The following is a 21,936-nucleotide window of genomic DNA, read 5'->3' as shown; positions in this document are numbered from 1 at the left end:
AATCCTTACCTTTAAGATTTCGGTTATTTTCGGTTAATCAGTTTTTGTTTTCCTTCATCATATCAATGAAGCGGTCGAACAAAAACGCCGTGTCAAGCGGTCCGCCGCAAGCCTCGGGGTGGAACTGCACCGAGAAAGCAGGCATATCCAAGTAGTCAACGCCCTCGCAGGTGTTGTCGTTGCCGTTTGTAAAGCTTAGGACGGCGTTTTCGGGAAGGCTGTCGGAAACTACCGCGTAGCCGTGGTTCTGCGAGGTGATGTAAACTCTGCCGCTCTTGAGCTCCTTAACGGGCTGGTTAGCGCCGCGGTGGCCGTATTTGAGCTTTTCGGTCTCGCCGCCTTGTGAAAGCGCAAGGAGCTGATGACCGAGGCAAATACCGAACATCGGAATTTTGCTGTCGCAGAGCTTTTTAATCTCTGCGATAATCGCGGTGTTTTCGGCGGGGTCTCCCGGACCGTTTGAAAGCATTACGCCGTCGGGGTTCATCGCCAAAATTTCCTCGGCTGAGGTATGAGCCGGAACAACGGTCAAATCGCAGCCGCGCTTTAGCAGCTCGCGGTCGATGTTGTGCTTTGCGCCGAAGTCCATAAGCACTACCTTAAGCTCGGGATTTTCCGCGTCATAGTGCTCGGGCTTTTCAAGGGTTGTGCTCTCGACAGCCTTAACCACCTTGTAGTTTTTAAGCTCCTCGAGCTCCTCGGCTGTAACGCCCTGCGTGTATTTAATTTTGCAGTTCATAACGCCGTACTCGCGCACAATACGTGTGAGCGCTCTGGTGTCGATTCCGCAAACTCCGGGGATACCGGATTTTTTTAAAAAGGTGTCAAGATCGCCCTCACTGCGGAAGTTGGACGGAGCCTGACACCATTCTCTTACGATATAACCTTTCAAAGCGGGAGAATCGCTCTCAAAATCAGAGGGAATTACCCCGTAGTTGCCGATAAGCGGAAATGTCTGAATAATCACCTGACCGTAGTAGCTGGGGTCGGTGATTGTTTCAAGATAGCCTGTCATAGCTGTTGTAAAAACAAGCTCTCCTACCGTTTCCTTTTCAGCGCCAAATGACTCGCCCTCAAAAACAGTTCCGTTTTCAAGAACCAAGTACGCAGCTCGACTCATATTATCATCCTTTCGTTTTTATATAATGGAGAATTGAAATTGGATTAAAAATTTAATTTTCGTACGTTGATATTACCTGCTTTGCGACAGCGAGCTTGCTTGTGCGCATATCCATAGCCTGTTTTTCGAGGTACTTATGCGCCTGGCTCTCGCTCATATTAAGGCAGGTGACGAGCAGCAGCTTTGCGCGGTCGATTATTTTGATATCCTCAACCATGCTTTTTAACCGCTCGTTTTCGCGTTCTACGCTGAGAATTCGCGTGCGGAAGCAGTCCGTAAACTGCAAATAATGGTGAAACAAATGCTTGTTTATCGGCTTTGCGATTACGAGCACGCCGTGCTTTGTGAGCAAATCGTTTACCTCGTCGGCACTTTTTTGCGGAACGATTATCACGACGCTCGAACGCGACGACGCGGCAAGCTGACTTGACAGCTCAATTCCGTTTTCGTCGGGAAGCGGAGCGTTGATACAGATTAAATCAAACTCCTTTTCGCACTGCGAGGCCTCTTCCCTCGCGCCGTAAGCCGAAAACGACGTGGTGATTTTTACATAGCCTTCGTTCCTGAGAAGCTGGGCAAGCGGCTGTGCGCTTTGGTTTGAACCGGTTATCAGTAACGCACTTTTCACTCTCTCACCACCGCACATCTGTCTTCAACATATTATTTTACAAGATTTGAAGGTTTTATAATTTACTTTATGGAATTAAAGCAATATTTTTAGAGCTTTACTAAATCCGTTCGTTTGAGTTGAGGTTTTTGTTTAAATTATCCCTCGCAAAAAGAGCCGCCATTAGGCAGCTCTTTAAAATTATACATCTTATACGCCGAACAAGAGGTCGTAGTATGAGGGATAGGGCCAGTAATCCGCGGCGGTCTCGGTCTCCATGCTGTCGCCCACAGCTCTGAGCTCCTGCATTTTTGAGAATACGCTCTCGCGGAAATAGGTGGCGTAAGCCAAGCCGTCGTCCTTGTACTCGCCTGCGCCCATAACAGCTTCCTCAAGCTCTGCGGTCTTTTTAACAAAGCAAACGAGCTTGTTGGAAAGGCTTGTGATAAGCTCCTCCTCAACGCTTGTTGGGATAGCTTCGGACAGCGCTTTTTTGGCAAGGGCGGTCTCGGTGAGCTCGCGTACAAATTCGCTAACCGCAGGTGTGATGTTCTTTCTCGCCATATCAATCATGGTAAGAGCTTCAATGTTAATCTGCTTTGAGTAGCTTTCGAGCTCAATTTCATATCTTGCCCTGAACTCGGCCTCGGTGCAGATGTTGTTCTTGACAAAGAGGTCGATGTTCTTTTTGTCCATAAAGTGAGCGAACGCCTCGGGGAGCGATTTGAGGTTGAGAAGTCCTCTTCTCTCTGCCTCGCCTACCCATTCGTCGGCATAGTTGTCGCCGTTGAAGATAATTCTTCTGTGCTCGGTAAATACCCTCTTTACGAGCTTCCTTACGCCTGCCTCAACGTCAGCGGCTGTGCAGAGCTCCTTGTAAAACTGCGAGAGCTCCTCGGCAACCATTGTGTTGAGCATATAGTTGGGACAGCCGATATTGAGCGCCGAGCCGAGGGCACGGAACTCAAATTTATTGCCTGTGAACGCAAACGGCGAGGTGCGGTTGCGGTCTGAGGTATCCTTTTTGAAGTCAGCGAGAACGTCAACGCCGGTCTGCACCCTCTCCTTGCCCTGACTTACGTACTCTCCGCCCTCAATCATAGCGTCAACCATTGCGCCGAGGTCGTCACCGAGGTACATTGAAATAATCGCAGGCGGTGCTTCGTTAGCGCCGAGACGGTGGTCGTTGCCTGCGGAAGCTACGGTAATTCTGAGCAAATCCTGATACTCATCGACAGCCTTAACTACAGCCGCGAGGAAAAGCTGGAACTGAATATTATCCTCGGGATGCTTGCCGGGAGAAAGCAGGTTTTCGCCTGTATTTGTCGAGATTGACCAGTTGTTGTGCTTGCCCGAGCCGTTAACTCCGGCAAAGGGCTTTTCGTGGAGAAGGCAGACAAGGCCGTGCTTTTCGGCGGTCTTTTTCATAATCTCCATTGTCAGCTCGTTGTGGTCGTTCGCGATATTTGAGGTGGTGTAAATAGGAGCGAGCTCGTGCTGTGAGGGGGCAACCTCGTTGTGCTTTGTCTTTGCGAGCACGCCGAGGCTCCAGAGCTCCTCGTCGAGGTCCTTCATAAACGCCGCTACCCTTGTTTTGATAGCGCCGAAGTAGTGGTCGTCAAGCTCCTGTCCCTTGGGGGCTTTCGCGCCGAAAAGGGTTCTGCCTGTGAGCTTTAAGTCCTCGCGCTGATTGTACAGCTCGCGGTCGATAAGAAAATACTCCTGCTCGGGACCTACGGTAGTGATTACCCTTGTAACGTCGGTCTTGCCGAGAAGGTGAAGAAGCTTAACCGCCTCTGTGCTGAGCCTTTCCATTGAGCGGAGAAGCGGAGTTTTCTTGTCGAGAACCTCGCCTGTGTATGAGCAGAACGCTGTGGGAATGTACAGCGAGCCGTCCTTTACAAAAGCAGGAGACGTCGGGTCCCAGGTTGTGTAGCCCCTTGCCTCAAAGGTCGCGCGGATTCCGCCGCTGGGGAACGACGAAGCGTCGGGTTCGCCCTTGATGAGCTCCTTGCCCGAAAATTCCATAATTACCTGACCGTCGCCGTTGGGGGTGATAAAGCTGTCGTGCTTTTCGGCGGTAACGCCGGTCATCGGCTGGAACCAGTGGGTGTAGTGGGTACAGCCAAGCTCGATAGCCCAGTCCTTCATCGCGGCGGCAACAACGTTAGCCACGCTCAAATCGAGCGGCTCGCCGTCCTGAATTGTCTTTTTAAGCGCCTTGTAAGTTGATTTGGGAAGTCTTTCCTGCATTTTCTGGTCGTTAAAAACCTTGCAGCCGAACATCTCGGGAACCTTAGACATAACAACTCTCCTGTCTGCTAATTTAAAATAGAGGCACTGTAAGCCTATGCTTACAGCGCCTTTGCTGTTATTGTCAGTATATTCTCTTTTTATGATTTTGTCAAGATTTTTTTGAACGGTCTTTAGGTGTTTTGCCGCGTGATTTTTAGGTAATTTGCGGAAAAACATTTTTATTGATTTATTCTCCGCGTAATGATAGAATATATTTGTACAATCTCAGGAGGAAAGATTATGAGCAAGGCGGTTATCACAAACAAAAATATCTGCCCCGTTTACAAAAAGTGCGGCGGATGTCAGCTTCAAAATATGAGCTACCCCGAGCAGCTTAAATATAAGCAGAACAAGGCTGAGCGTTACCTGAAGCGCTTCGGCAAAATCCTGCCGATTATCGGTATGGACAACCCCTACCACTACCGCAACAAGGTTCAGGCGGCGTTTTACACAAGCCGCAACGGAAAGATAATCTCGGGCGTTTACCAGTCGGGCAGTCACAACGTCGTCGGAATTGACAGCTGCCAGATTGAGGACGAGCTTGCCGACAAAATTATCGTCGGCGTGCGAAAGCTGATGCCGTCCTTCAAAATGACGACCTACAACGAGGACACAAGGCGCGGATTTTTGCGGCATATTCTCGTAAAGCGCGGCTTTGCGACCAATCAGGTTATGCTCGTGCTCGTCACCGGCAAGCCGATGTTCCCCTCGAAGAACAACTTTGTTAAGGCTATCCGCGAGAAATTCCCCGAGATTACCACAATCGTGCAGAACATCAATCCCTATCAGACAAACCTTGTGCTCGGAGACCGTGAAAACGTGCTCTACGGCAAGGGATATATCGAGGATATTCTCTGCGGCTGCCGTTTCAGGATTTCGCCGAAAAGCTTTTACCAAATCAACCCTGTCCAGACCGAGGTTTTGTACTCCACCGCCATTAAATACGCGGATTTGAAGGGCGACGAAACCGTGCTCGATACCTACTGCGGAATCGGCACAATCGGAATTATCGCCGCCAAAAACGGCGCAGGCAAGGTTATCGGCGTTGAATTAAACGGCGACGCCGTCCGCGACGCGATTGTCAACGCCAAGGCGAACGGACTTAAAAATATCAGGTTCTATAAGGGCGACGCCGGCGATTTTATGCGCGCCGCCGCACAGGAAGACGAAAAGCCCGACGTTGTGTTTATGGATCCGCCGAGGGCAGGCAGCAGCGAGGTTTTCCTCGATTCGCTGATAAAGATGTCTCCGAAAACCGTGGTTTACGTCTCCTGCAACCCCGAGACATTGGCGCGTGATTTGCGTTATCTCGAGCAAAAGAGCAGGTACAGAGCGAGAAAAATCCAGCCGGTGGATATGTTCCCCCACACAAATCATGTGGAATCAGTAGTCTTGATGTCTCGAGTCGGGTCGAGGCAATAGAATTATTATTAATATGGAGGATTATATGGAACTTAATATTATGGAGTGGAATATTCATCAAAAGGGGCGACAGTATTCGAACGGAAGAAGTGCAGATAATCCAATTCCTGATTGGATTATTGACGAAGTTCCAAATGATATGAATATTGTAGTTTTTACAGAGTTTAACTCACATGCACGAAATATCTCGGATATTTATAGTAAATTGAAAGCCAAAGGGTTTAGCTATTATTCAACGAAATATGAATGTCCTTGGTCAAATGATATTCTTATTGCAATACGCGGCGAACAAATTGAAGTTAAATCTACTTCAGCAGTCGATGCGTACCCGAATTCTAGTATAACTGATCGTTTTGATGATATCCCAGAGAATATGAGAGTAGATATTTGTGTAAATGAAAAGGACATACACATATGGGGAATTAGAATTAAAGATTTAAAAAGCGACTATAAAAAGCGAAAACTTGAAATGGACAAGGTTATGGAATGGCTAAAAGCGACTGGTGGTATTAGCATTATAGTTGGTGATTTTAATAACTTGAGGGAGAATACATATGAAAATGAATGGAACTTAAAGGTTTTAGATAATCTGTTAGGTGATTCATTTAAACGAGAGACACCGTCAAATTGCTCTTGGGGAGTATCTTTGTCTAATGGGAAGTTTGATGGATATATTAAAAATGATCATCTGATTTGTTCGAAAGAGCTTGATGCAACAGTAAAACTATATGAATGGAGTTTTATCAAACAATGTAATTATAAACTTAATGAGCCTTATTATGGGCAGCAGAGTTTGATAATTCCTGATTGTGAACCGGATCATGGGATATTGATTGGTTCCGTAAAATTTAGGGATAGACTTGTTTTGTCAGAGCCCTGAAAACACGACAAGTTTAGTCGGAGCATTGACATTCAAGCCATTGTCTCAAGCCACATTGAGTGTGTTGCGCTGATTACAAAACAGAACGGAGAAAAATTATGATTATAGATTCTCACGCGCATATCGGGAAAATTTTGAAATTCAATATGAAAACCGAGGAGCTGCTTTACTCGATGGAGAAGTACGACGTTGATTTTTCGCTGTTCAGCAACATCGAGGGCGCGGAGTTCAGCCACAGCGGAATTAAGGTTCCGTTCTTTTTGACGAAGAAGCAGAACAAGCTGCTGAAAAATTCGATTGCCGAGGCGCGCAAGGCCCCCGACAAGCTCGGCGTTTTGGTTTGGTGCAAGCTCCACAGCGAAAGTCCCGACAATGAATTCAGGCAGCTTATAAAGGACAACCGCGATATTATTTACGGCTTAAAGTTTCATCCCTTCCACTCTCTGACAAGCCCCGACAGCGACAACGCGGAGCCGTTTTACGAGCTTGCCGAGGAGTTTAATCTTCCGGTTGTGTCGCACACCGGCGGATGTGAGCTTGCGATGTCCGAGCACCTTTACCGCGCCGCCGAAAAACATCCCGATATAAACTTTGTGATGGTTCATATGGACTTGGGCACGGACAACCGCGACGCGCTTGAATACCTCGGAATGTTGCCGAACCTCTACGGCGACACAACGTGGGTACCCATCAAGACCACGGTTGAGGCGATACGCCGCTACGGCAGTAAAAAAATGCTCTTCGGCACAGACAACCCGATTGACGGCAAGGACACTTTGCTTACGAACAAGACGGGCGACCGCTCGATTTATCAGGAGTATTTTAACGAGCTCAGGGATATGATAACGCCCGATGAATACGACGATTTGATGTACCGCAACGCCCAAAAATTATTCGGAATAAAAATGTAAAAAGCATAAAAGCTCTCCCAAATCAAAGCAGTTTGGGAGAGCTTATTGTTTATATAACCCTTTTGAATTTGCTAAGCATATCAGACGAGTATTTTTGGATTTCCGTCGCGTCGAGCGCGTCAACCGTGTTGTCGTTGTTAACGTCAGCGATTATCTTCTGCTCGCCTGTGAGCTCGGCATTTTCCACGATATATTTTTGAACCAGCGTCGCGTCAAAAACATCAATCGACTTGTCGCCGTTGACGTCTCCGATTTTATAATCCTCACCGAAGGGATTAAAATGAACCGTCATCCAGTCGTTGCGAACGTCAAGCCAGTCTTTGAGGTAGTCGTAATTTGCGACGTAGGTCGGCAGGGGCTTTTTGTAGTTGTTGAGCCACCACTTGGAGATATTCCAGCCTGCTTCCTTGTAGTTGCGCTCAAAAACATCTTTGTACTGAGCGTAGGTGGTGTCGAGGAAGCCGCCGTCGGCGGAGATGTTTTCGATAAACTCATAGTGGTCGCGGTAAACCTCGGACACCATCTCGTTGAACCAACCGTACTTCGCGAGGTAAATGTAGAGGTTTTTGTCCGCAAAAATTCCGTTATAGTCCGCGGCGTTCTTCGCACGGGCTGAAAAATCGGGATAGGCGTTGCCTGCGCATAGGTCATAGTCCCACGCAGGACCTGCGTAGAGCTTGCCGTCCTTGTAGTAAAAATAAACCGAGGTTCGCTCAAAATCAAAGGTCTTTAAATACTCGTTGAGCAGGTAATACTTTGCGAACGACGGCAAGTCGATTTTCTGCTCAATCTGCGCCTTATCGCCGGTTTTGATTGCGGCAACGATGTCGTCCATAATCTCCTGAACATAAGCCTGCTGTTCCTCGGTCGGCTCTTCCGGATCCTTGAAGGCGAACCTGAAACGCTTATCGGCAACAAGATAAGTCTTGTCGTCCTCCTCGGTCACAGCCTCGAACTCGAGCAAAAAGTCCTTTTTGCCGTCGTTCGACTCGATGTCGATATTAACCCTGTCCTTGCCCTCCTGAACAGGCTCGTACAGGGTGTAGCAGCCGCGGAAGCTGCCGTCAACCCATAGCTCGCAAATCTTCTGATTTGAGGTGTATTCAAGTCCGAGCTCGCGCGCGAGCTCAAAGGCGGTGTAGTTGCGCAAAAGCGTGGGGTCAAAGGCGTTTGCAAGCAAAAACCACTTTTTGCCGCTGCCCATTCCGAGCACGTTCTTTTTCTTGGCAAACTTAAATGTAAATGCTTTTTTCGTCACCCAGCTCAGGGCGGTTGTGTTGCCCCTCACCTTAAACTGAACGGCGTCGCTGAGCTCAGTACCGTCGGTGTCCTTAATCGTAATCTGAGCGTTAACGTAGTCGTCATCTTTTTGAAGCGTTGTGCCGTTGCCGTTTTCGGTGACAACCCTGATTTGCGGAACGTCAAGGTGCTCGCCGTCATAAACCTGAGCGGCAGATACCGACGGTGCAAAGCAAAGCGCGCTTACCGCGAGCGTTAGGCAGAGCATTACCGCCGAGGCTCTTTTTAATATTTTTATTTTCAAAGCGTTTCCTCCTATGCCGTTTTACAGCAATATTATAAAACTTTTCGCCCTTATATTATAAGTGATAAAGAAAAAAAGTCAATAAAAAAATGTTAAAACAATTTTCCTTTATATGCCGTTTTCGGCAAGGCTTCAAAATCATAGCTTTTAAGCTCATCAAGGCTGATGTTCGCATTACAGCTTTCGCTTATCATAATGTTTGAATCGGCGGCTTCGTCTATATGCACCACGATAACGGGAATACCCTTTCCGCAGGCGTAGCCGCATTCCCAAGCCGTTCCGCTGTCGCTGTATCCGCCGTGGTAGAGCATTACCATATAGTCGGCGCGGTCGATGTTGTCCCTGTCCATTTCAAAGGTCTTTTGAGCCCAGAGAGAAAGGTTTTCGTCCTTATTCTCGCGCACCTCGTGGAGTCTGGGGCTGAAAAGCTCAAACCCTCTGTCTGATAAAATTTTCTCGGCACGCTTTACACATTCAAGCTCGAATTCATTAAAAAACGGCGAGGCAAGGTAAATCAACTTTGGCATAACAATTCTCCTGAATAAATAATACAAATTATTATAGCTTAATATCAAAGCGCAGTCAACTTTATACTGCAAAACGCCCCTGACAGCGCAAGCTGTCAAGGGCATTTTTCATAAAACACACATCAATGTTTGAGGACTGTATTAAGCTTAAAAATCCTGACGTTCAACGCTGCCGTCGGAATATTTAATCTCGTAATAGCCGTGGCCTGAGCCGTCGCAGTCGTAAATTGGAGTTTTAGAAACAACGGTTTTTCCGCCCTGCTCCGCCTTGCTCTCGCTTTCGGCAGGCTTATTATCGGCGGAGTTGTTGTTTGACTGAGCGGCTTCGTTTGAGCCGTTATCTTGTGGAGCGTCGCTCTTTGTGCCGTAGGTTGTGATTTCATCTACGGGATTTTTGGTAGTCTTTTCAGACTTTTTCTCGCGCGATTCTTCCTTGCCGTCAACATACTTTACGGTGTAAACGACCTCTTTTTCGCCCTTTTCGCCCTGTTGAGTAACCTTGCTCTCGCCTTCGCTCAATGAGTCGCTGTACTCCTTTTTGCTCTCAAAGTCTATCGCTTCGGTCTTTTTTTCTTCCTTAAACTCAACGCGCTTAACGACAATTTTCATTCCGTTTTTAAGCGGAGTTTCCAATTTTTCGCTTACGGTGTCGTTCTTGCCGAGCTTAACCTTTTGCTCGGCAAGGAAGCTCTTAACGTCCTTTGCCGAGGTGCTTACCTCGGTGGTCTTACCGTCAACGGTCAAAGTGACCTTAAGCGCGGCTGTGATTTTGATTGTCATACCGTCCTTTAGGTATGCGCTTTTGTCCGCGTCAACCGCGTCGTTTTTGTCGAGGGTAAAGCCTGCCTTTTTAATTGCCTCCTCAACGGTTCCGCCGACGAGCTCAACTTCCTTTTTCTCAGTTCCCTTAACAACCGTAACCTTCGCGTAGCGCTTGATTGTGATTTCGGTTGTGTCCTCGGTGATTTTTTCGTCCTTTTCGGGAGTGGTCTCGTCCTTTTCGCCAAGCGAAAGTCCGCCCTTTTCAACGGCTTCGCTGACTGTCATTCCCGTTGTCGCCTCGACCTCGGTTTTTGTGCCGCTGTCGTTAATCGTGACGGTTACAGCCTTTGCCGAGCACGCCGCAAAAGAGAGCGCAAAGCAGCAAATCAGCACAAGGCAGGTTGCGATTTTTGCAATTTTTTTCATACTCATTATCCTCCTATTTCATAAAATCCATCGCCGTTTTTCGCGATGATTTTAACATCCGCATTTGTGCCGGCAGGTAATATCTCCGACGGCAAATAAAGCTTAAAGCCGTTTTCGTTTTCGTAAGTGCAAATACCGAAAGCTTCATACACTGCGGTTTTGCCGTTACCGTCCGTCAAAGAAACATAGAACACGGCGTCGTCATGCAGGCTTTCACAATCTACCTCTCCCGAGATTTCCGTGTATAAAGGTGAAAACTCACATTCGGCAATTTCGGTTTTAACGCTGCCGCCGAGCTTTCCGTCTGTCTTAAATAATGTGACCTCGGGAGCTGTGAAAATCGGCGGTCTTGTCACGAGCCAATCGAGGTTTCTCTCTACAAGCTCCATAACGAAGGTGTCGGGCTTCGCCTCATTAAAATCCTGCTCGAGCAGCATTGGGAAGCTCTTGGTAAACGCCGCCGTTTTGTACGCGGAAGCGAAGTAAGGCAACAGCGAATTTCCGAACGAATCGCGGTACATATAAAGCGAGCCCGTGCCGTCCGTACTCTCGGTTTTTATTGAAGCTTCCTCGACGGATTTTGTCTCGGTGACGTAACTATACCTGTCCTCAGCGCCGTAGTAGGTATTGAATTCAGGCTCAAAGCCCGAGGGAAAAATCATCTTGCCGAGGTCGCCGCTGAAGTCCTTTTTCCTTGTGCTCTGCGCGGTGCTGTAGTCGTCGTGCGCCTTGCCGAGCTGCGTGAGTATCGCGTTATAAGCCGTCAAAGCGCCCTTGTTGTTCCAGTGGGAGTCGCGCGCGAGGTAGAGCTCCTCACTGTTATCTTCAAACAGCGGATACAAATTGCAGTAATTTACGCCGCTGTCCTTAAGCGCGTTGCCCACCATTTCACGGTTTGATTTATCGCTGACCTTTTGACCGTAATAATACGGCATATGCTCAGGGTAAAGCGAGTTTTTGTTCGGCGCGACAGTGAATATAAAATCTGCTCCGTTCGACCTTGAAAAATCCTGAATCAGCTCAAGATTATGTACAAGCGCCTTGGCTTTTCTGTCCGAAAATACATTTTCGCCGAGGTAATTGTCGAGCGTTGAGCTGTAGAAAAGCCAGCCGTCCGTGCCTGTGACAACGCTCTCATTATTCGAGGTCATAAACAGCGAAGCCTGAATTTTCGCGTCGGCGGTAATCGCCAGCGGTCTGAACGCAAAATGCGTGCCGAAATAATCACCGAGCTGAGCAGGGTACGAGGTGTTGAGCTTGCCGTCGCTGTCGGTAAGCTTTGGAAGTTGTGTCTCCCTCTCGTTGCCTATCGGCTCGGTCGAAGGCGCAAAAATCATTCCGAGAGAAGGCAGCAGACACAGCGCGAAACACGCGGTGATGAAAACTGCCGCAAGTATCTTTTTCATTTTCCGCCTCCTCTAAAATCTAAAGTAAATAAACGGATTGTAGCCGCTCGGAGAGAGCCTGAGTATGCAGAAGAACAGCCCTGCAAAAGCCAGGCAGTACAGCGCAACGCTGACAATCCGCCAAGCGGTCGAAGCGCTGCCGTCAGCGTAAAGCTTTTGACGGATTTTGTCCGAGAGCGGTCTGATAGGCGCGCAGCCGATAACGGCGATGACAAAGATAAAGATAAACCACGGCGTGAGCTGCCTGAGCGCAAGGCTCATATCATAGCTGCCGGGACTGCCGAAGCTGAACATTCTGCCGATGTAGCCGAAGCCGTAACCGATCGTGTCGGCTCTGAACACGACAAAGCCGAGGAGCACTACAAGCATTGTGTAAATGTGCCCGAGCACCTTCGGGAGCTTTTTGAGGAAGGGCAGGTATTCTTCAAGCAGTAAGAACAGTCCGTGCCACAGTCCCCACAGCACAAACGTCCAGTTTGCGCCGTGCCAAAGTCCCGTGAAGAAAAATACTATTATGCGGTTGAGCGCGGTTCGCGCCTTGCCCTTGCGGTTTCCGCCGAGGGGAATGTAGAGATACTCCTTGAACCATGTTGAAAGCGAGATGTGCCATCTCCGCCAAAAGTCCTGAACGCTGCGCGCGCCGTATGGGTAGCGGAAGTTCTCCTTAAACGTAAACCCGAACATCTTGCCCAAGCCGATTGCCATATCGGAGTAGCCGCAAAAGTCGTAGTAAATTTGGAACAGGTATGCCGCCGCGCCAAGCCATGCCGACAAAAAGCCGAGCTCGGAGGTGCTCTGCGCAAAGATAATATCCGCCACCTGTCCCATGGTGTTCGCAATCAGCACCTTTTTGGCAAGTCCGCAGACAAACCGCCTTAAGCCCTGAGCGATTTGCTCCAAGCTCTGCGAGCGGTTGTCAATCTGCTCAGCGATATCGCGGTACTTTACAATCGGGCCGGCGATAAGCTGAGGGAAGAATGAAATATAAAGGAGAACCTTAAAATAATTCTTCTGAACGCCGACCTCTCCGCGGTACACGTCGATAACGTACGACAGCGCCTGAAAAGTGTAAAATGAAATGCCGATTGGCAGTACAATCTCGGGAACAGGGACGGAAAGATGCGTCACCGAGTTAAAAGCGGTGACGAACATTCCCGTGTACTTAAACAGCACGAGCGTTCCGAGGTTGAACACAATCGCGATAATTAGCGGCAGCTTTTTTTGCTTTTCAGACTTCCCTATCCAAAGCGCGCAGAGGTAATTTACAAGCGAGCTTAAAATCATCAAGAGGACGTAAACAGGCTCGCCGTAGGCGTAAAACACCAAGCTGAACGCGATTAAAAGTCCGTTTCTGACCTTGTGAACCGGGATAACCGTGTAGAGCAAAAATACCGCCGGAAGGAATATACATAAAAATTCTAATGAACTAAAAACCATAGTGCTTTTCTAAAATCAGTTCCAAACTGCCCTGCCGTTGCTGATTGTTACCTCTGATCTGAACGAGGTTTTGACGTTCCATGGATGATTCGCCATTTTGTACGCGTAATAATCAGGGAAACCGTAGTTCGGCAGCTGCATATCGGGATCGAAATAATACCATCTTCCGTCCATATACACCTCTGCCCAGCCGTGCGGACTGCCGTTGCCCGTGTTTCCGACCGCTATTCTTGAACGGTATCCGCACACCTTGGCTATACATGTGAAGCAGGCGGCGTAACGGAAGCAGTTTCCTTTTTTATTCCTGAACATATCAATGGCAAGAGCCGGAATATCTGCCTTTGATTTCGGATGATCGTATGTACGCTTGTAAGGGTAATTTCTCGCAAGGTACATAAATCCGGTTTTCATTTTTTCATTTAATGTATTGCCGGTTCCGCAATTCATAACAAACTCCGCGGCAAGGTGCATCTCTTCGCTGACGCAGCATACGCCGTTAGCGTCCGCAAGATAATAACCCTCGCTCTTTGAGCCTACGATTTGGTTTTTGAGCACTACGCCTTTCTTATAGTAATAACGGTAGCCGCCTATAATCTGATAGCCGTTCGGAACCTTGCCGTTAATCAGGTTGTGTACCGACGACCATTCTCCGTAATAAGCCTCGCCGTCTGCTTCCCTGATCGCTCTGAACTGGTAAGCGTAGGTGTTCTTTGTGCCGGCAACGTCTTTATCGAGGTAAGAATTGGTTGTGGATATAAAGTATTCGTAAGGATGATTTCCGCTCTGCTTTCTGGCAATTTGGTACTTTGTTGCACCCGGTACAGCGCTCCAGCTTATATTCAAGCCGCTGTTTGACATCGTCATAGCCTGAACATTCGGCATACCGATGAAGGTAATACCCTTCGGGCTTGAATAAGGACCGTAAACTCCGCCGCCTGCAGGACGAACCTGAACATAGTAATGAGTGCCCGAATGTGTGTTAAGAATGGGATAGTAGGTGTTGTTTGTAACCACTGACGACCATGATGAAGCGGCGGCGGTTTTGAAGTATACAACGTATCTTGCCGCGCCTGCTACTGCCTTCCACTCCGCGCGAATTCCGTTAGACTTGTTCGAGAGCGTTACGGCGGGCTGTGTCATTCTGAGAATCAGCTTTGACGGCGACCATGCTCCGTAGGCTGTGCCGTTAGTCTCGGTTTTGAACATCGCCCTTACCTGATAGTAGTAAACCGAACCGCCTGCGACGTCCTTGTCGGAATACGAGGTATCCTCGGTTTCGATGTAGCTGTAGGCGGAATTGCCCTTTTTAAGCTTTGCGATTTGGTAACCGTTAGCGCCCTCAACCTTTTTCCAGCTTACGACAGCGCTGTCAACGGTGTTTGAAAGCGTAACATCGGGAACGCCGATAAACGTCATACCCTTAACCTTTGAGTATGTTCCGCTGACGTTGCCGGCAACGGGGCGAACCTGAACAAAGTAAAGAGTGCCTGATTTTACGCCCAGAATGGGGTAATAGGTATTGTAGGTTGAGGTGACAGTCCACTTGCTGTCCTCAGCCGCCTTGTAGTAAACGGCGTATCTCTGAGCGCCCTTTACCGCTCCCCACGCTGCGCGGATTCCGTTTGACTTGTTGGCAAGCGAAACCGTTGCCTGTGCGAGGGTGACTACGGATTTTGTAGACGACCAAGCACCGTAAGCAGTGCCGTTTTTCTCGGTAGCGTACATCGCGCGAACCTGATAGTAATAGGCGTTGGCGGTTGTTACGTTCTTGTCGGTAAAGCTTGTCGACGTAGTTGTATAATAGGTATACGCCTTGTCGCCCTTTCTTATCTTGGCGATTTGATATTTATTAGCTCCGTCCACGCTGTTCCATGTGAGCGTGTTCGCGCTGCCGTTAAAGCTAAGCGAGGTAACATCCGCGCGCGGAATATATGTAAGGGATTTTACCGCTGAAAACTCGCCCCCTGTATTGTCCGCGTCCATCGCCTGAACCTTGGCGTAGTATAGCTTGCCGGGCTCGGGGTCTCCCCAAGTCGCGTGTGTTTCGGGTGTGCCGTACATGCCCCAAGTATCTTCATCTGCCGCTCTGGTGTAAACCACATAAACCATAGCGCCTTTAACCTGGCTCCACGCAAAATCCAAGCCGTTAACGCCGTTAGCCATGCTGAAAGCAGGAGCGGCAAGCTTTTCCTTAGGCTCGGAATTTTGCTTTTCGGTATTGTCCGCCGCAACTTCTGACTTTTCTTCGCTCACGGCGGCGAGCGGTACATCAGCCGAATCGGTTTTTGCCGCGGTAAACTCCGTTGCCGCCTGGGTTGACGGCGCCTGAGTAGTTGCCGGCTCGGTCGAAATGCTCTCGACCGCAGGCGAATCAATAACGTTTTCTTCCGTTCCTGTCTCAGCCGCCATAGCCGAACAAGGGACGGCAATCATACCGGCAATCAGCGTGATTACCAGCGTTTTTAAAATTAGTTTGTGTTTCATAAAAAAACCTCCTGTGATTGTGCAAAAAATTATATATTCGAGAATACAATAAACAGCAAGCCTATTATATTCATAATATATCACAAAATTGACAAAAAGTCAATAGATAATCCCTGTTTTTTTGGATGTAAGGATTCTGTGCTTAGCATAAAATGACCCTTTGTTTTGTCCGTTCAATAGCTAAAACGCAGACGAATTTGAAAAATATTTAAATTCCGAAAAATTTTTCAAAATTTTTACATTTTTCTCGCTTAAACCTATTAATATATGAAAAATTTTGAAAATTTTGAAAAAAATAAAATAATTTAAATATTTTTGCCGTTTTTTCACGTTTGGCTTAGTGAAAGAGAGAAAAGAGTAATATTGCCATTTAGTCAAATTTGTGATAAAATGGTAAAAGAGGAACTTTATAGATTTGGAGGGGCTCAATGGAAAAGGCAGAGTTACAGCAGCTCGCGGGACGCGCTTCAAAAGGAGAGAGCGCGGCATGGGAAGCGCTGTATGGCGAAATCGGTAAAATTTCCGCTTCTGTTTGCCGCAAAAACAATCTGTCCCCCGAGGACGCCGAGGATGTAACCCAGGAAGCCTCGCTTGCGTTATCGGGCAGGTTAAGAGAGCTTGCGGCTATGGACAACCCCGAGGGATATATTCGCCGCGTGATAAACAGCAAAAGTATAGATTTAATCCGCGCCGCGACAAAAACTCCGATGGAGAGTATGCACGAGGACGAGGACTATGTGCTTAGCTTGCCCGACGCCGCCGACACTCCCGAAAACGAGGTTGCCGGAACAAGCGCCGACCGGCTGATAAAGGATTTTATTGACGAGCTGCTCGACGACCAGCGCGAAGCGCTGATTATGCGCTACTACGACGGCTACACAAACGCGCAAATCGCGAAAAAACTAAACGTACCCCCGGGCACGGTTGCCTCAAGGGTACGCTACGGCAAGCAGGCGCTTGAAAAGCGGATTACAAAGTATGAAAAGGATAATAAAATCCGCCTTCACGCAAAAATCGCCATTCCGTTTTTGCCGTGGCGGATGTTTAAGGAGCAATCGCTTAAAACGGCTGAGATTATCGCGACCGACGGCGGTTCGTCAACCTCCGGCGGAACAAGGGCGTTAACAGGCTTTTTGGCAACTGTCGTGTTCGGCGGAGCTGTTATCGGCACCGGCATTGTGATGAAGAACAACAATAACCCGACGGATGAAATTGTACCAACCCAAGCGGTGACCGAACAGGTCGAACAAATCGACCCTACCGCCGCTACCGTATATAAGGATGTGTACGAAACTCAGGTTGCGACGGTTTACCAAAACGTAAACTCCGCGCAAAGCGACGGAGAACAGGCGGAGCAAACACAGCAGGGCTTGCCGGATGAATTCCGCTTTGCGGGCAACCGTTATGAGCCGTCCAAAAAAACACTGACGTCAAAAACTTATCACTCCGACACCATAGGAGGAACTTTAACATTTCCCGACAGTTGGGTTAATAATGTTAAAATCGAAGATGACGGATACCGTGTTCGTGTATTCGACAGCGGCGGTAGTGCCGGTGATAATAGTATAATGGATATTGATTCTGATTCTAACTTAAGCAAAGAGGAACTTCACGAAATATTGGAGCAACCTAATGGTGATATAATCCTTTTTAACATTTATAACTTTTATTTTGGATATTCACAGCTTCCCGGCAAAGACGCGTATATATTATACAATAGTTCTTTATCATGGAATAAATCCTTGCTATACAGGACAAATCTGGATTACAGCAAAATCAACAGCGAGATACTCTCTGCGCTCGAGAGTTTCCACCCGGACAATTCAAATTTTACAAGCCTTTTAACTCAAAAGCAAAAGGACAATGTGATGGAGTTCACAGGAAGCGATTACGTACAACAGGGTTGCTAAACGAGGTGTTATTATGATAAAAAAATATAACTTTGATAATTCAGCAAACAAAAAACTTATGGCGGAAATACTGAGCAAGCGCGACCGTCAGCCGCGCGCGGCATTTCTTTCATCGCTGGCGGCGGTAATGGTTGCGGCAATATCATTGACAATGGTATTCGGCAGCCTGTCAACAAGCGCAGTGCCGCTTGAAGAACCGGAACAGCAAACAGGTGTAAGCTACGCCGCTGACGGAGAAACGCTGCCGCCTGAGGAAGTGACACGCGTACATACCGAAACAAAGACAGAAACCGTAACCGTGTATAATGATACGCCTCAGCTTTCCGAAACCTTATTAGTATCAGATAATGTCAGCGAGGAACCCATCGCCGAGGGAAAATCACTGTTTAATCAAAAGAAACAAATCTTTCAGTGGCAGTATAAAGGTGAAGTTTTCACCTTTTTTGTAAAGGACAATACGGTATACCGCCGCAATGAAACAACAGGCAAAACTGTTGTTGTATTTAAAGGAGAAAAAAATGTCACTCTCTTCTGTCTGAACAACAGATATCTATTCTTTGGCGAGGAAACTATATTTAATGTCCTATATGATTATACCGCATATTCTGAAAATTTTTGTTACTGCTATAGGGTGGATTTACTAACCGGCGATATATTGCGCCTGTTTTCCTATTATTCGGAAGATGATATAGATTGTTACCCACTCAAATTCATCCGCTTTGACGGCAGTGATGTTGTTTTTTCTCAACAATGGGAACGTATTAAACGCTTTGTAGTGCATGAAGACGGCAGCTACGAGGTTTTTTACGATGATATTGTTTATCCTTATAATGATGATAATGAATACCCCCTCTATAATATGGGGTATGTTGATTTAGATCTGTATTTTGATTATGATAATACAATTACCGGAGAAAGTATTTACGGTATTATCTTTGATGTATTCAACATCAATGATATCGAGAGCTTTGGCTATGAATTTAATGATACTCCGGACGCTAAAGGTTTCATTTACAATAGTTATGATGATAGTCAGCATAATTCCGATTTTATTTTTATTTCCTTTGAAAAACGCCAAAGCGATACTGACAATTCTTTACTGATGTATTACGGAAAAAAGGCAAATAACGGTTACGACGCTTTAGATGGAGGTTTTATTCAAGTTACACTTCCGGATTCGTCGGAAATGATCTTAAAAAATCAGTTATTCCACGACTCATTATCAATATCTTATGGTTACAATGATGATCCGCTTGAGCTTTCAAAAATATCCATTCCGGTTAATTTTGATAAGCTGACCGCCGATACAATGAGCGAACCGGAGTATTACACGCTCGAAAACGGCGAAACCTTAACACTCACCTACTACCCCTGCAATTACCTGCACGCTGCTACGCCCGACAGCGCGGAATAATAAATATTATTTGCTTACCGTCCCCGTTCGACGGCTTATCCGCCGCGGGGATTATCCCTTCGGGGAATATAAAAATAAATGCTAACCCCTCTTGCAAAAGATGAAGAAACGCATTACTCTTCAGCGGTCTGACCGCAAAAGGATCCACCGGCACTGCCGATGGATTCTTTTTCTTTCTCATATATAATTTGCAATTTTTACTTTTGTGTGATAAAATGAAAAAAGCGCTCCCATCAAAAGATGAAAGCGCTTTACTTGGAGGCGACAGGCGGATTTGAACCGCCGCATCAGAGTTTTGCAGACTCGTGCCTTACCACTTGGCTATGTCGCCGTGTCAACGAGGAATATTATATCATTTATAGAGCCCGTTGTCAAGAAGATATTTGCACATTTTGATTTCAGAATTTTCGGTAACGACTATGAGAGACTTAATATCATATGCGCGTCAGTGCGAAAATTTGCTTGACCGCCTGAAAATTAAATACGCGCAAAACATCACCTACGCCGTAAACACCCGCGCTCAGTCGAGGCTTGGGCTTTGCAAAAAGCAAAACGACCGCTATACGGTGGAGATTTCCGCCATGCTGTTGGACGAGCGAACCGCCGAGCAGACGTTGATTGAGACCGTTTTGCACGAACAGCTCCACACCTGCTACGGCTGTATGAAGCACACAGGGCGGTGGAAAATGCTTGCCGAAAAGGTAAACGCCGCCTATGGTCTTAACGTAAAGCGCGCCGCCGATGACGAGAGTATTCCCGAAGATTTGCTCCCGAAACCGAAATACATTATAAAGTGCCGCGGCTGCGGCGCTGAGCTTCACCGTCAACGGCTCTCTCCCCTTGTAAAAAGACCGAACCGCTACCGCTGCGGAAAATGCGGCGGCAGGCTCTATTTAATTTAACCCAAACAAAAACTGTCACCCTAAACCAAAATTAAGGTGACAGTTATTTTTATACTATTATCGTCTATTCTCCCGAACCCTCAGAGCCGCCTGAGCTCTGCGACTGGCTCGACTGCTCGGATTGTCCGCCCGAATCAGCGGACTGCTGACTTTGCTCAGGCTGAGCAGACTCGGCGCTTTGTCCGGTATCCGATGAGCTTTCGTACGACTGCTCGTTTGAATCGTTGTCGTCGTTATTATTGTTGTTGCCAGAGTTGTCCGAGGACTCGGTCTTTTCGCCGTAGGTTGCGCCGCTGTCGTAATCTGCGGACCTGAACACTACGCCGTAATCCATATCGTAGGTCGACTTGTTGAGCTCCTCGCGGTCAATCTCCTTACCGTCCTTAAGGTAAACTCTCCAGGCTCTTACGCTGTAGCTGTCGCTACCTGTGTCGGAAACCTCGTTGTGGGTTTTAATCTCGTCATAGCTGCCGTACTTAACGCCCCAGAACGAAGCGTGAAGCGTGCTTCCGTCAACCTCACACTCGAGGAAAACCTGGGTTTTCTCAGGGTTTGAAATTTTCAAATCGAGGTTGGGATAGTCGATTGTCGCGTCAAGTCCCGTGGGAACGTAATCGGAAGCCCACTGGTGGCAGTAACGCTCCTCAAAGTTGAGGTTTGCGCGGATAGCCGCGTTATAAATCGTCGAGCTCGCCTGGCAGATACCGCCGCCTACGCCGTCGATAATCTTACCCTCGGAGATAACGTGGGCAGGCTTGTAGCCGTTGGACTCTTTGTTGGAGTCGCCTGTGCACTCGTTGAACGACCAAACATAGTCGCCCGGCTCAATAATACTGCCGTTGCAGGCGTCAAGCGCAACCGACATATTATTTGTGCCGTTCGCGGTGTTGTAAGAGGTAGTCTCGTAGGACGAGAGCTTAACGATGTTGTTCTTCAAAAAGTCCTTCGTAACTTCGGCAGGCAAAGCGGTGATTACCGCGTCGATTTTGCAGAAGTTTCCGCCGTTTGTAAACGCGCTTTTCAGCTTGGTTTTCAAATCCTTGCTGTCGATCTCGCGTCCGTCAACCGCGTCGGCGTACTCAAAGCGGTTCTCCGAGAACGGATGGAACTTTGTAACGTATGCGTCCTTGGGAGCTACGTCAATTTCCTTTTCGATTGCGGCAACGTTGGTGTCAATCGACTTTTCCTGAACGGTCGAGGTTACGGTGTACTTCCTGACCTCGTCCTTGCTTACCTTTTTTTCGGGATTCATCGCGTCGTTATACGCCTGCTGAACCACCTGCGGAATGTTGTAGGTGTAGGTAAAATTATCCTGAGTCAGCTTTTTGGTCTGACCGTCAAGGTTAATTGAAATTTCAAGAGGCTTGTTGAGCTTCTTAACATCCTTTTGAAGCGCCTGCTTCGCCTGGTCAAGCGTCATTCCCGTGACGTCAACGCCCGAAATAACGGTTTGGTCGGTAAAGGTAAAGGGCTTGTCCTCCTCAACTTCAGCCGGTTTGTTAAGGCTGTTGAACAGACAAAAGCCTGCCACGCCGAGAGCCGCTGTAACAGCTACGGCAATGCTGACAATGATTATAACTTTTTTCTTTTTTCCTGCGCCGTCTTTTTTGTAGCGCTTTGATGAACCTCCCCCCGGAACACCCGAGGAGATATCCACAAGTCCGTCAGAACCTGTCGGGTATTTTTCCTTATTGCTTTTCATGATACACCCCAAATAAGTGAAAAAATATATATAAAATTAAACGTATATATAAATTTAAATCTTCTAATCCTTATATCCTATTATTTATTATTCTACTATAAAAAATTCCAAAAATAAAGTGGTAAAACACAAAGATAATCGCGGTTTTTTAAGAATTTTTTGTATAACTTTTGTCAATCTTTTGTAAC

The 21,936-nt window shown here is 47.4% G+C and carries 16 protein-coding genes and 1 tRNA gene; 6 read left to right on the top strand and 11 right to left on the bottom strand.

Annotated features, from left to right (window positions below; all coding sequences use genetic code 11):
- Nucleotides 1-37: 37 nt before the first annotated feature.
- From AB1I50_RS08815 to AB1I50_RS08805, 3 genes are all read right to left on the bottom strand, one after another.
- The gene (locus AB1I50_RS08815) at nt 38-1,120 is read right to left on the bottom strand and encodes a carbamoyl phosphate synthase small subunit (protein ID WP_407723677.1); all 1,083 of its coding nucleotides are present in this window, start codon (nt 1,118-1,120) and stop codon (nt 38-40) included.
- Between the two features lie 52 nt (nt 1,121-1,172).
- Nucleotides 1,173-1,748, bottom strand: a complete 576-nt coding sequence (locus AB1I50_RS08810; protein ID WP_407723676.1) for an ANTAR domain-containing response regulator — start codon at nt 1,746-1,748, stop codon at nt 1,173-1,175.
- A 189-nt stretch (nt 1,749-1,937) separates the two neighbouring features.
- Nucleotides 1,938-4,031, bottom strand: coding sequence for a glutamine synthetase III family protein (locus tag AB1I50_RS08805; RefSeq protein ID WP_407723675.1), 2,094 nt, complete (start codon nt 4,029-4,031; stop codon nt 1,938-1,940).
- Between the two features lie 192 nt (nt 4,032-4,223).
- On the opposite strand from AB1I50_RS08805, the gene rlmD reads away from it, so the two are divergent.
- The 3 genes from rlmD to AB1I50_RS08790 all read left to right on the top strand — a co-directional run bounded on the left by rlmD (nt 4,224) and on the right by AB1I50_RS08790 (nt 7,235).
- Nucleotides 4,224-5,444, top strand: a complete 1,221-nt coding sequence (rlmD, locus tag AB1I50_RS08800; RefSeq protein WP_407723674.1) for a 23S rRNA (uracil(1939)-C(5))-methyltransferase RlmD — start codon at nt 4,224-4,226, stop codon at nt 5,442-5,444.
- A 25-nt stretch (nt 5,445-5,469) separates the two neighbouring features.
- Complete coding sequence (locus tag AB1I50_RS08795; RefSeq protein WP_407723673.1) at nt 5,470-6,324, top strand: hypothetical protein; 855 nt, start codon at nt 5,470-5,472, stop codon at nt 6,322-6,324.
- A gap of 98 nt (nt 6,325-6,422) precedes the next feature.
- On the top strand, nt 6,423-7,235 hold the full coding sequence (locus AB1I50_RS08790; protein WP_407723672.1) for an amidohydrolase family protein: 813 nt from the start codon (nt 6,423-6,425) through the stop codon (nt 7,233-7,235).
- A gap of 49 nt (nt 7,236-7,284) precedes the next feature.
- Here AB1I50_RS08790 and AB1I50_RS08785 read toward each other — a convergent pair whose 3' ends face one another.
- The 6 genes from AB1I50_RS08785 to AB1I50_RS08760 all read right to left on the bottom strand — a co-directional run bounded on the left by AB1I50_RS08785 (nt 7,285) and on the right by AB1I50_RS08760 (nt 15,820).
- Entirely contained in the window at nt 7,285-8,778 is a 1,494-nt protein-coding gene (locus AB1I50_RS08785) for a CotH kinase family protein (RefSeq protein ID WP_407723671.1), read from the bottom strand.
- A 92-nt stretch (nt 8,779-8,870) separates the two neighbouring features.
- A complete protein-coding gene (locus AB1I50_RS08780; RefSeq protein WP_407723670.1) occupies nt 8,871-9,305 on the bottom strand; it encodes a nucleoside 2-deoxyribosyltransferase in 435 nt (144 codons plus the stop codon).
- A 147-nt stretch (nt 9,306-9,452) separates the two neighbouring features.
- Nucleotides 9,453-10,493 (bottom strand): G5 domain-containing protein, encoded by a 1,041-nt coding sequence (locus AB1I50_RS08775; RefSeq protein ID WP_407723669.1) that lies wholly within the window; start codon nt 10,491-10,493, stop codon nt 9,453-9,455.
- Between the two features lie 5 nt (nt 10,494-10,498).
- Complete coding sequence (locus tag AB1I50_RS08770) at nt 10,499-11,899, bottom strand: alginate O-acetyltransferase AlgX-related protein (protein ID WP_407723668.1); 1,401 nt, start codon at nt 11,897-11,899, stop codon at nt 10,499-10,501.
- A gap of 12 nt (nt 11,900-11,911) precedes the next feature.
- Nucleotides 11,912-13,336: an MBOAT family O-acyltransferase gene (locus AB1I50_RS08765; RefSeq protein WP_407723667.1), complete on the bottom strand. Its 1,425-nt coding sequence runs from the start codon at nt 13,334-13,336 to the stop codon at nt 11,912-11,914.
- A 15-nt stretch (nt 13,337-13,351) separates the two neighbouring features.
- Nucleotides 13,352-15,820: a transglutaminase domain-containing protein gene (locus AB1I50_RS08760; protein ID WP_407723666.1), complete on the bottom strand. Its 2,469-nt coding sequence runs from the start codon at nt 15,818-15,820 to the stop codon at nt 13,352-13,354.
- A gap of 428 nt (nt 15,821-16,248) precedes the next feature.
- Between AB1I50_RS08760 and AB1I50_RS08755 the strand changes: the two genes are divergently transcribed.
- Nucleotides 16,249-17,730, top strand: a complete 1,482-nt coding sequence (locus tag AB1I50_RS08755; RefSeq protein WP_407723665.1) for an RNA polymerase sigma factor — start codon at nt 16,249-16,251, stop codon at nt 17,728-17,730.
- A 13-nt stretch (nt 17,731-17,743) separates the two neighbouring features.
- Nucleotides 17,744-19,144: a hypothetical protein gene (locus AB1I50_RS08750; RefSeq protein ID WP_407723664.1), complete on the top strand. Its 1,401-nt coding sequence runs from the start codon at nt 17,744-17,746 to the stop codon at nt 19,142-19,144.
- 256 nt (nt 19,145-19,400) lie between these two features.
- Here AB1I50_RS08750 and AB1I50_RS08745 read toward each other — a convergent pair.
- Nucleotides 19,401-19,475, bottom strand: a tRNA-Cys gene (locus AB1I50_RS08745).
- 88 nt (nt 19,476-19,563) lie between these two features.
- Here AB1I50_RS08745 and AB1I50_RS08740 point away from each other — a divergent pair.
- On the top strand, nt 19,564-20,046 hold the full coding sequence (locus AB1I50_RS08740; RefSeq protein WP_407723663.1) for a SprT-like domain-containing protein: 483 nt from the start codon (nt 19,564-19,566) through the stop codon (nt 20,044-20,046).
- A 64-nt stretch (nt 20,047-20,110) separates the two neighbouring features.
- Here AB1I50_RS08740 and AB1I50_RS08735 read toward each other — a convergent pair whose 3' ends face one another.
- Nucleotides 20,111-21,748 carry a VanW family protein gene (locus AB1I50_RS08735; RefSeq protein WP_407723662.1) on the bottom strand — a complete coding sequence of 546 codons (1,638 nt, stop codon included), beginning with the start codon at nt 21,746-21,748 and terminating at the stop codon, nt 20,111-20,113.
- Nucleotides 21,749-21,936: the final 188 nt, after the last annotated feature.

It is taken from the genome of Ruminococcus sp. NATIVEDY161, from assembly GCF_045819895.1.
Taxonomy (GTDB): Bacteria; Bacillota; Clostridia; order Oscillospirales; family Acutalibacteraceae; genus Ruminococcoides.
Note: the sequence above shows the minus strand (reverse complement) of the source record. Positions and strands in the feature narration are given on the sequence as shown.

Bases quoted from the DNA above. Each gene is read 5' to 3' on its own strand.
- AB1I50_RS08815 (WP_407723677.1), bottom strand. From the start codon at position 1,120: ATGAGTCGAGCTGCGTACTTGGTTCTTGAAAACGGAACTGTTTTTGAG.
- AB1I50_RS08805 (WP_407723675.1), bottom strand. From the start codon at position 4,031: ATGTCTAAGGTTCCCGAGATGTTCGGCTGCAAGGTTTTTAACGACCAG.
- rlmD (WP_407723674.1), top strand. From the start codon at position 4,224: ATGATAGAATATATTTGTACAATCTCAGGAGGAAAGATTATGAGCAAG.
- AB1I50_RS08795 (WP_407723673.1), top strand. From the start codon at position 5,470: ATGGAACTTAATATTATGGAGTGGAATATTCATCAAAAGGGGCGACAG.
- AB1I50_RS08790 (WP_407723672.1), top strand. From the start codon at position 6,423: ATGATTATAGATTCTCACGCGCATATCGGGAAAATTTTGAAATTCAAT.
- AB1I50_RS08780 (WP_407723670.1), bottom strand. From the start codon at position 9,305: ATGCCAAAGTTGATTTACCTTGCCTCGCCGTTTTTTAATGAATTCGAG.
- AB1I50_RS08775 (WP_407723669.1), bottom strand. From the start codon at position 10,493: ATGAAAAAAATTGCAAAAATCGCAACCTGCCTTGTGCTGATTTGCTGC.
- AB1I50_RS08770 (WP_407723668.1), bottom strand. From the start codon at position 11,899: ATGAAAAAGATACTTGCGGCAGTTTTCATCACCGCGTGTTTCGCGCTG.
- AB1I50_RS08765 (WP_407723667.1), bottom strand. From the start codon at position 13,336: ATGGTTTTTAGTTCATTAGAATTTTTATGTATATTCCTTCCGGCGGTA.
- AB1I50_RS08760 (WP_407723666.1), bottom strand. From the start codon at position 15,820: ATGAAACACAAACTAATTTTAAAAACGCTGGTAATCACGCTGATTGCC.
- AB1I50_RS08755 (WP_407723665.1), top strand. From the start codon at position 16,249: ATGGAAAAGGCAGAGTTACAGCAGCTCGCGGGACGCGCTTCAAAAGGA.
- AB1I50_RS08750 (WP_407723664.1), top strand. From the start codon at position 17,744: ATGATAAAAAAATATAACTTTGATAATTCAGCAAACAAAAAACTTATG.
- AB1I50_RS08740 (WP_407723663.1), top strand. From the start codon at position 19,564: ATGAGAGACTTAATATCATATGCGCGTCAGTGCGAAAATTTGCTTGAC.
- AB1I50_RS08735 (WP_407723662.1), bottom strand. From the start codon at position 21,748: ATGAAAAGCAATAAGGAAAAATACCCGACAGGTTCTGACGGACTTGTG.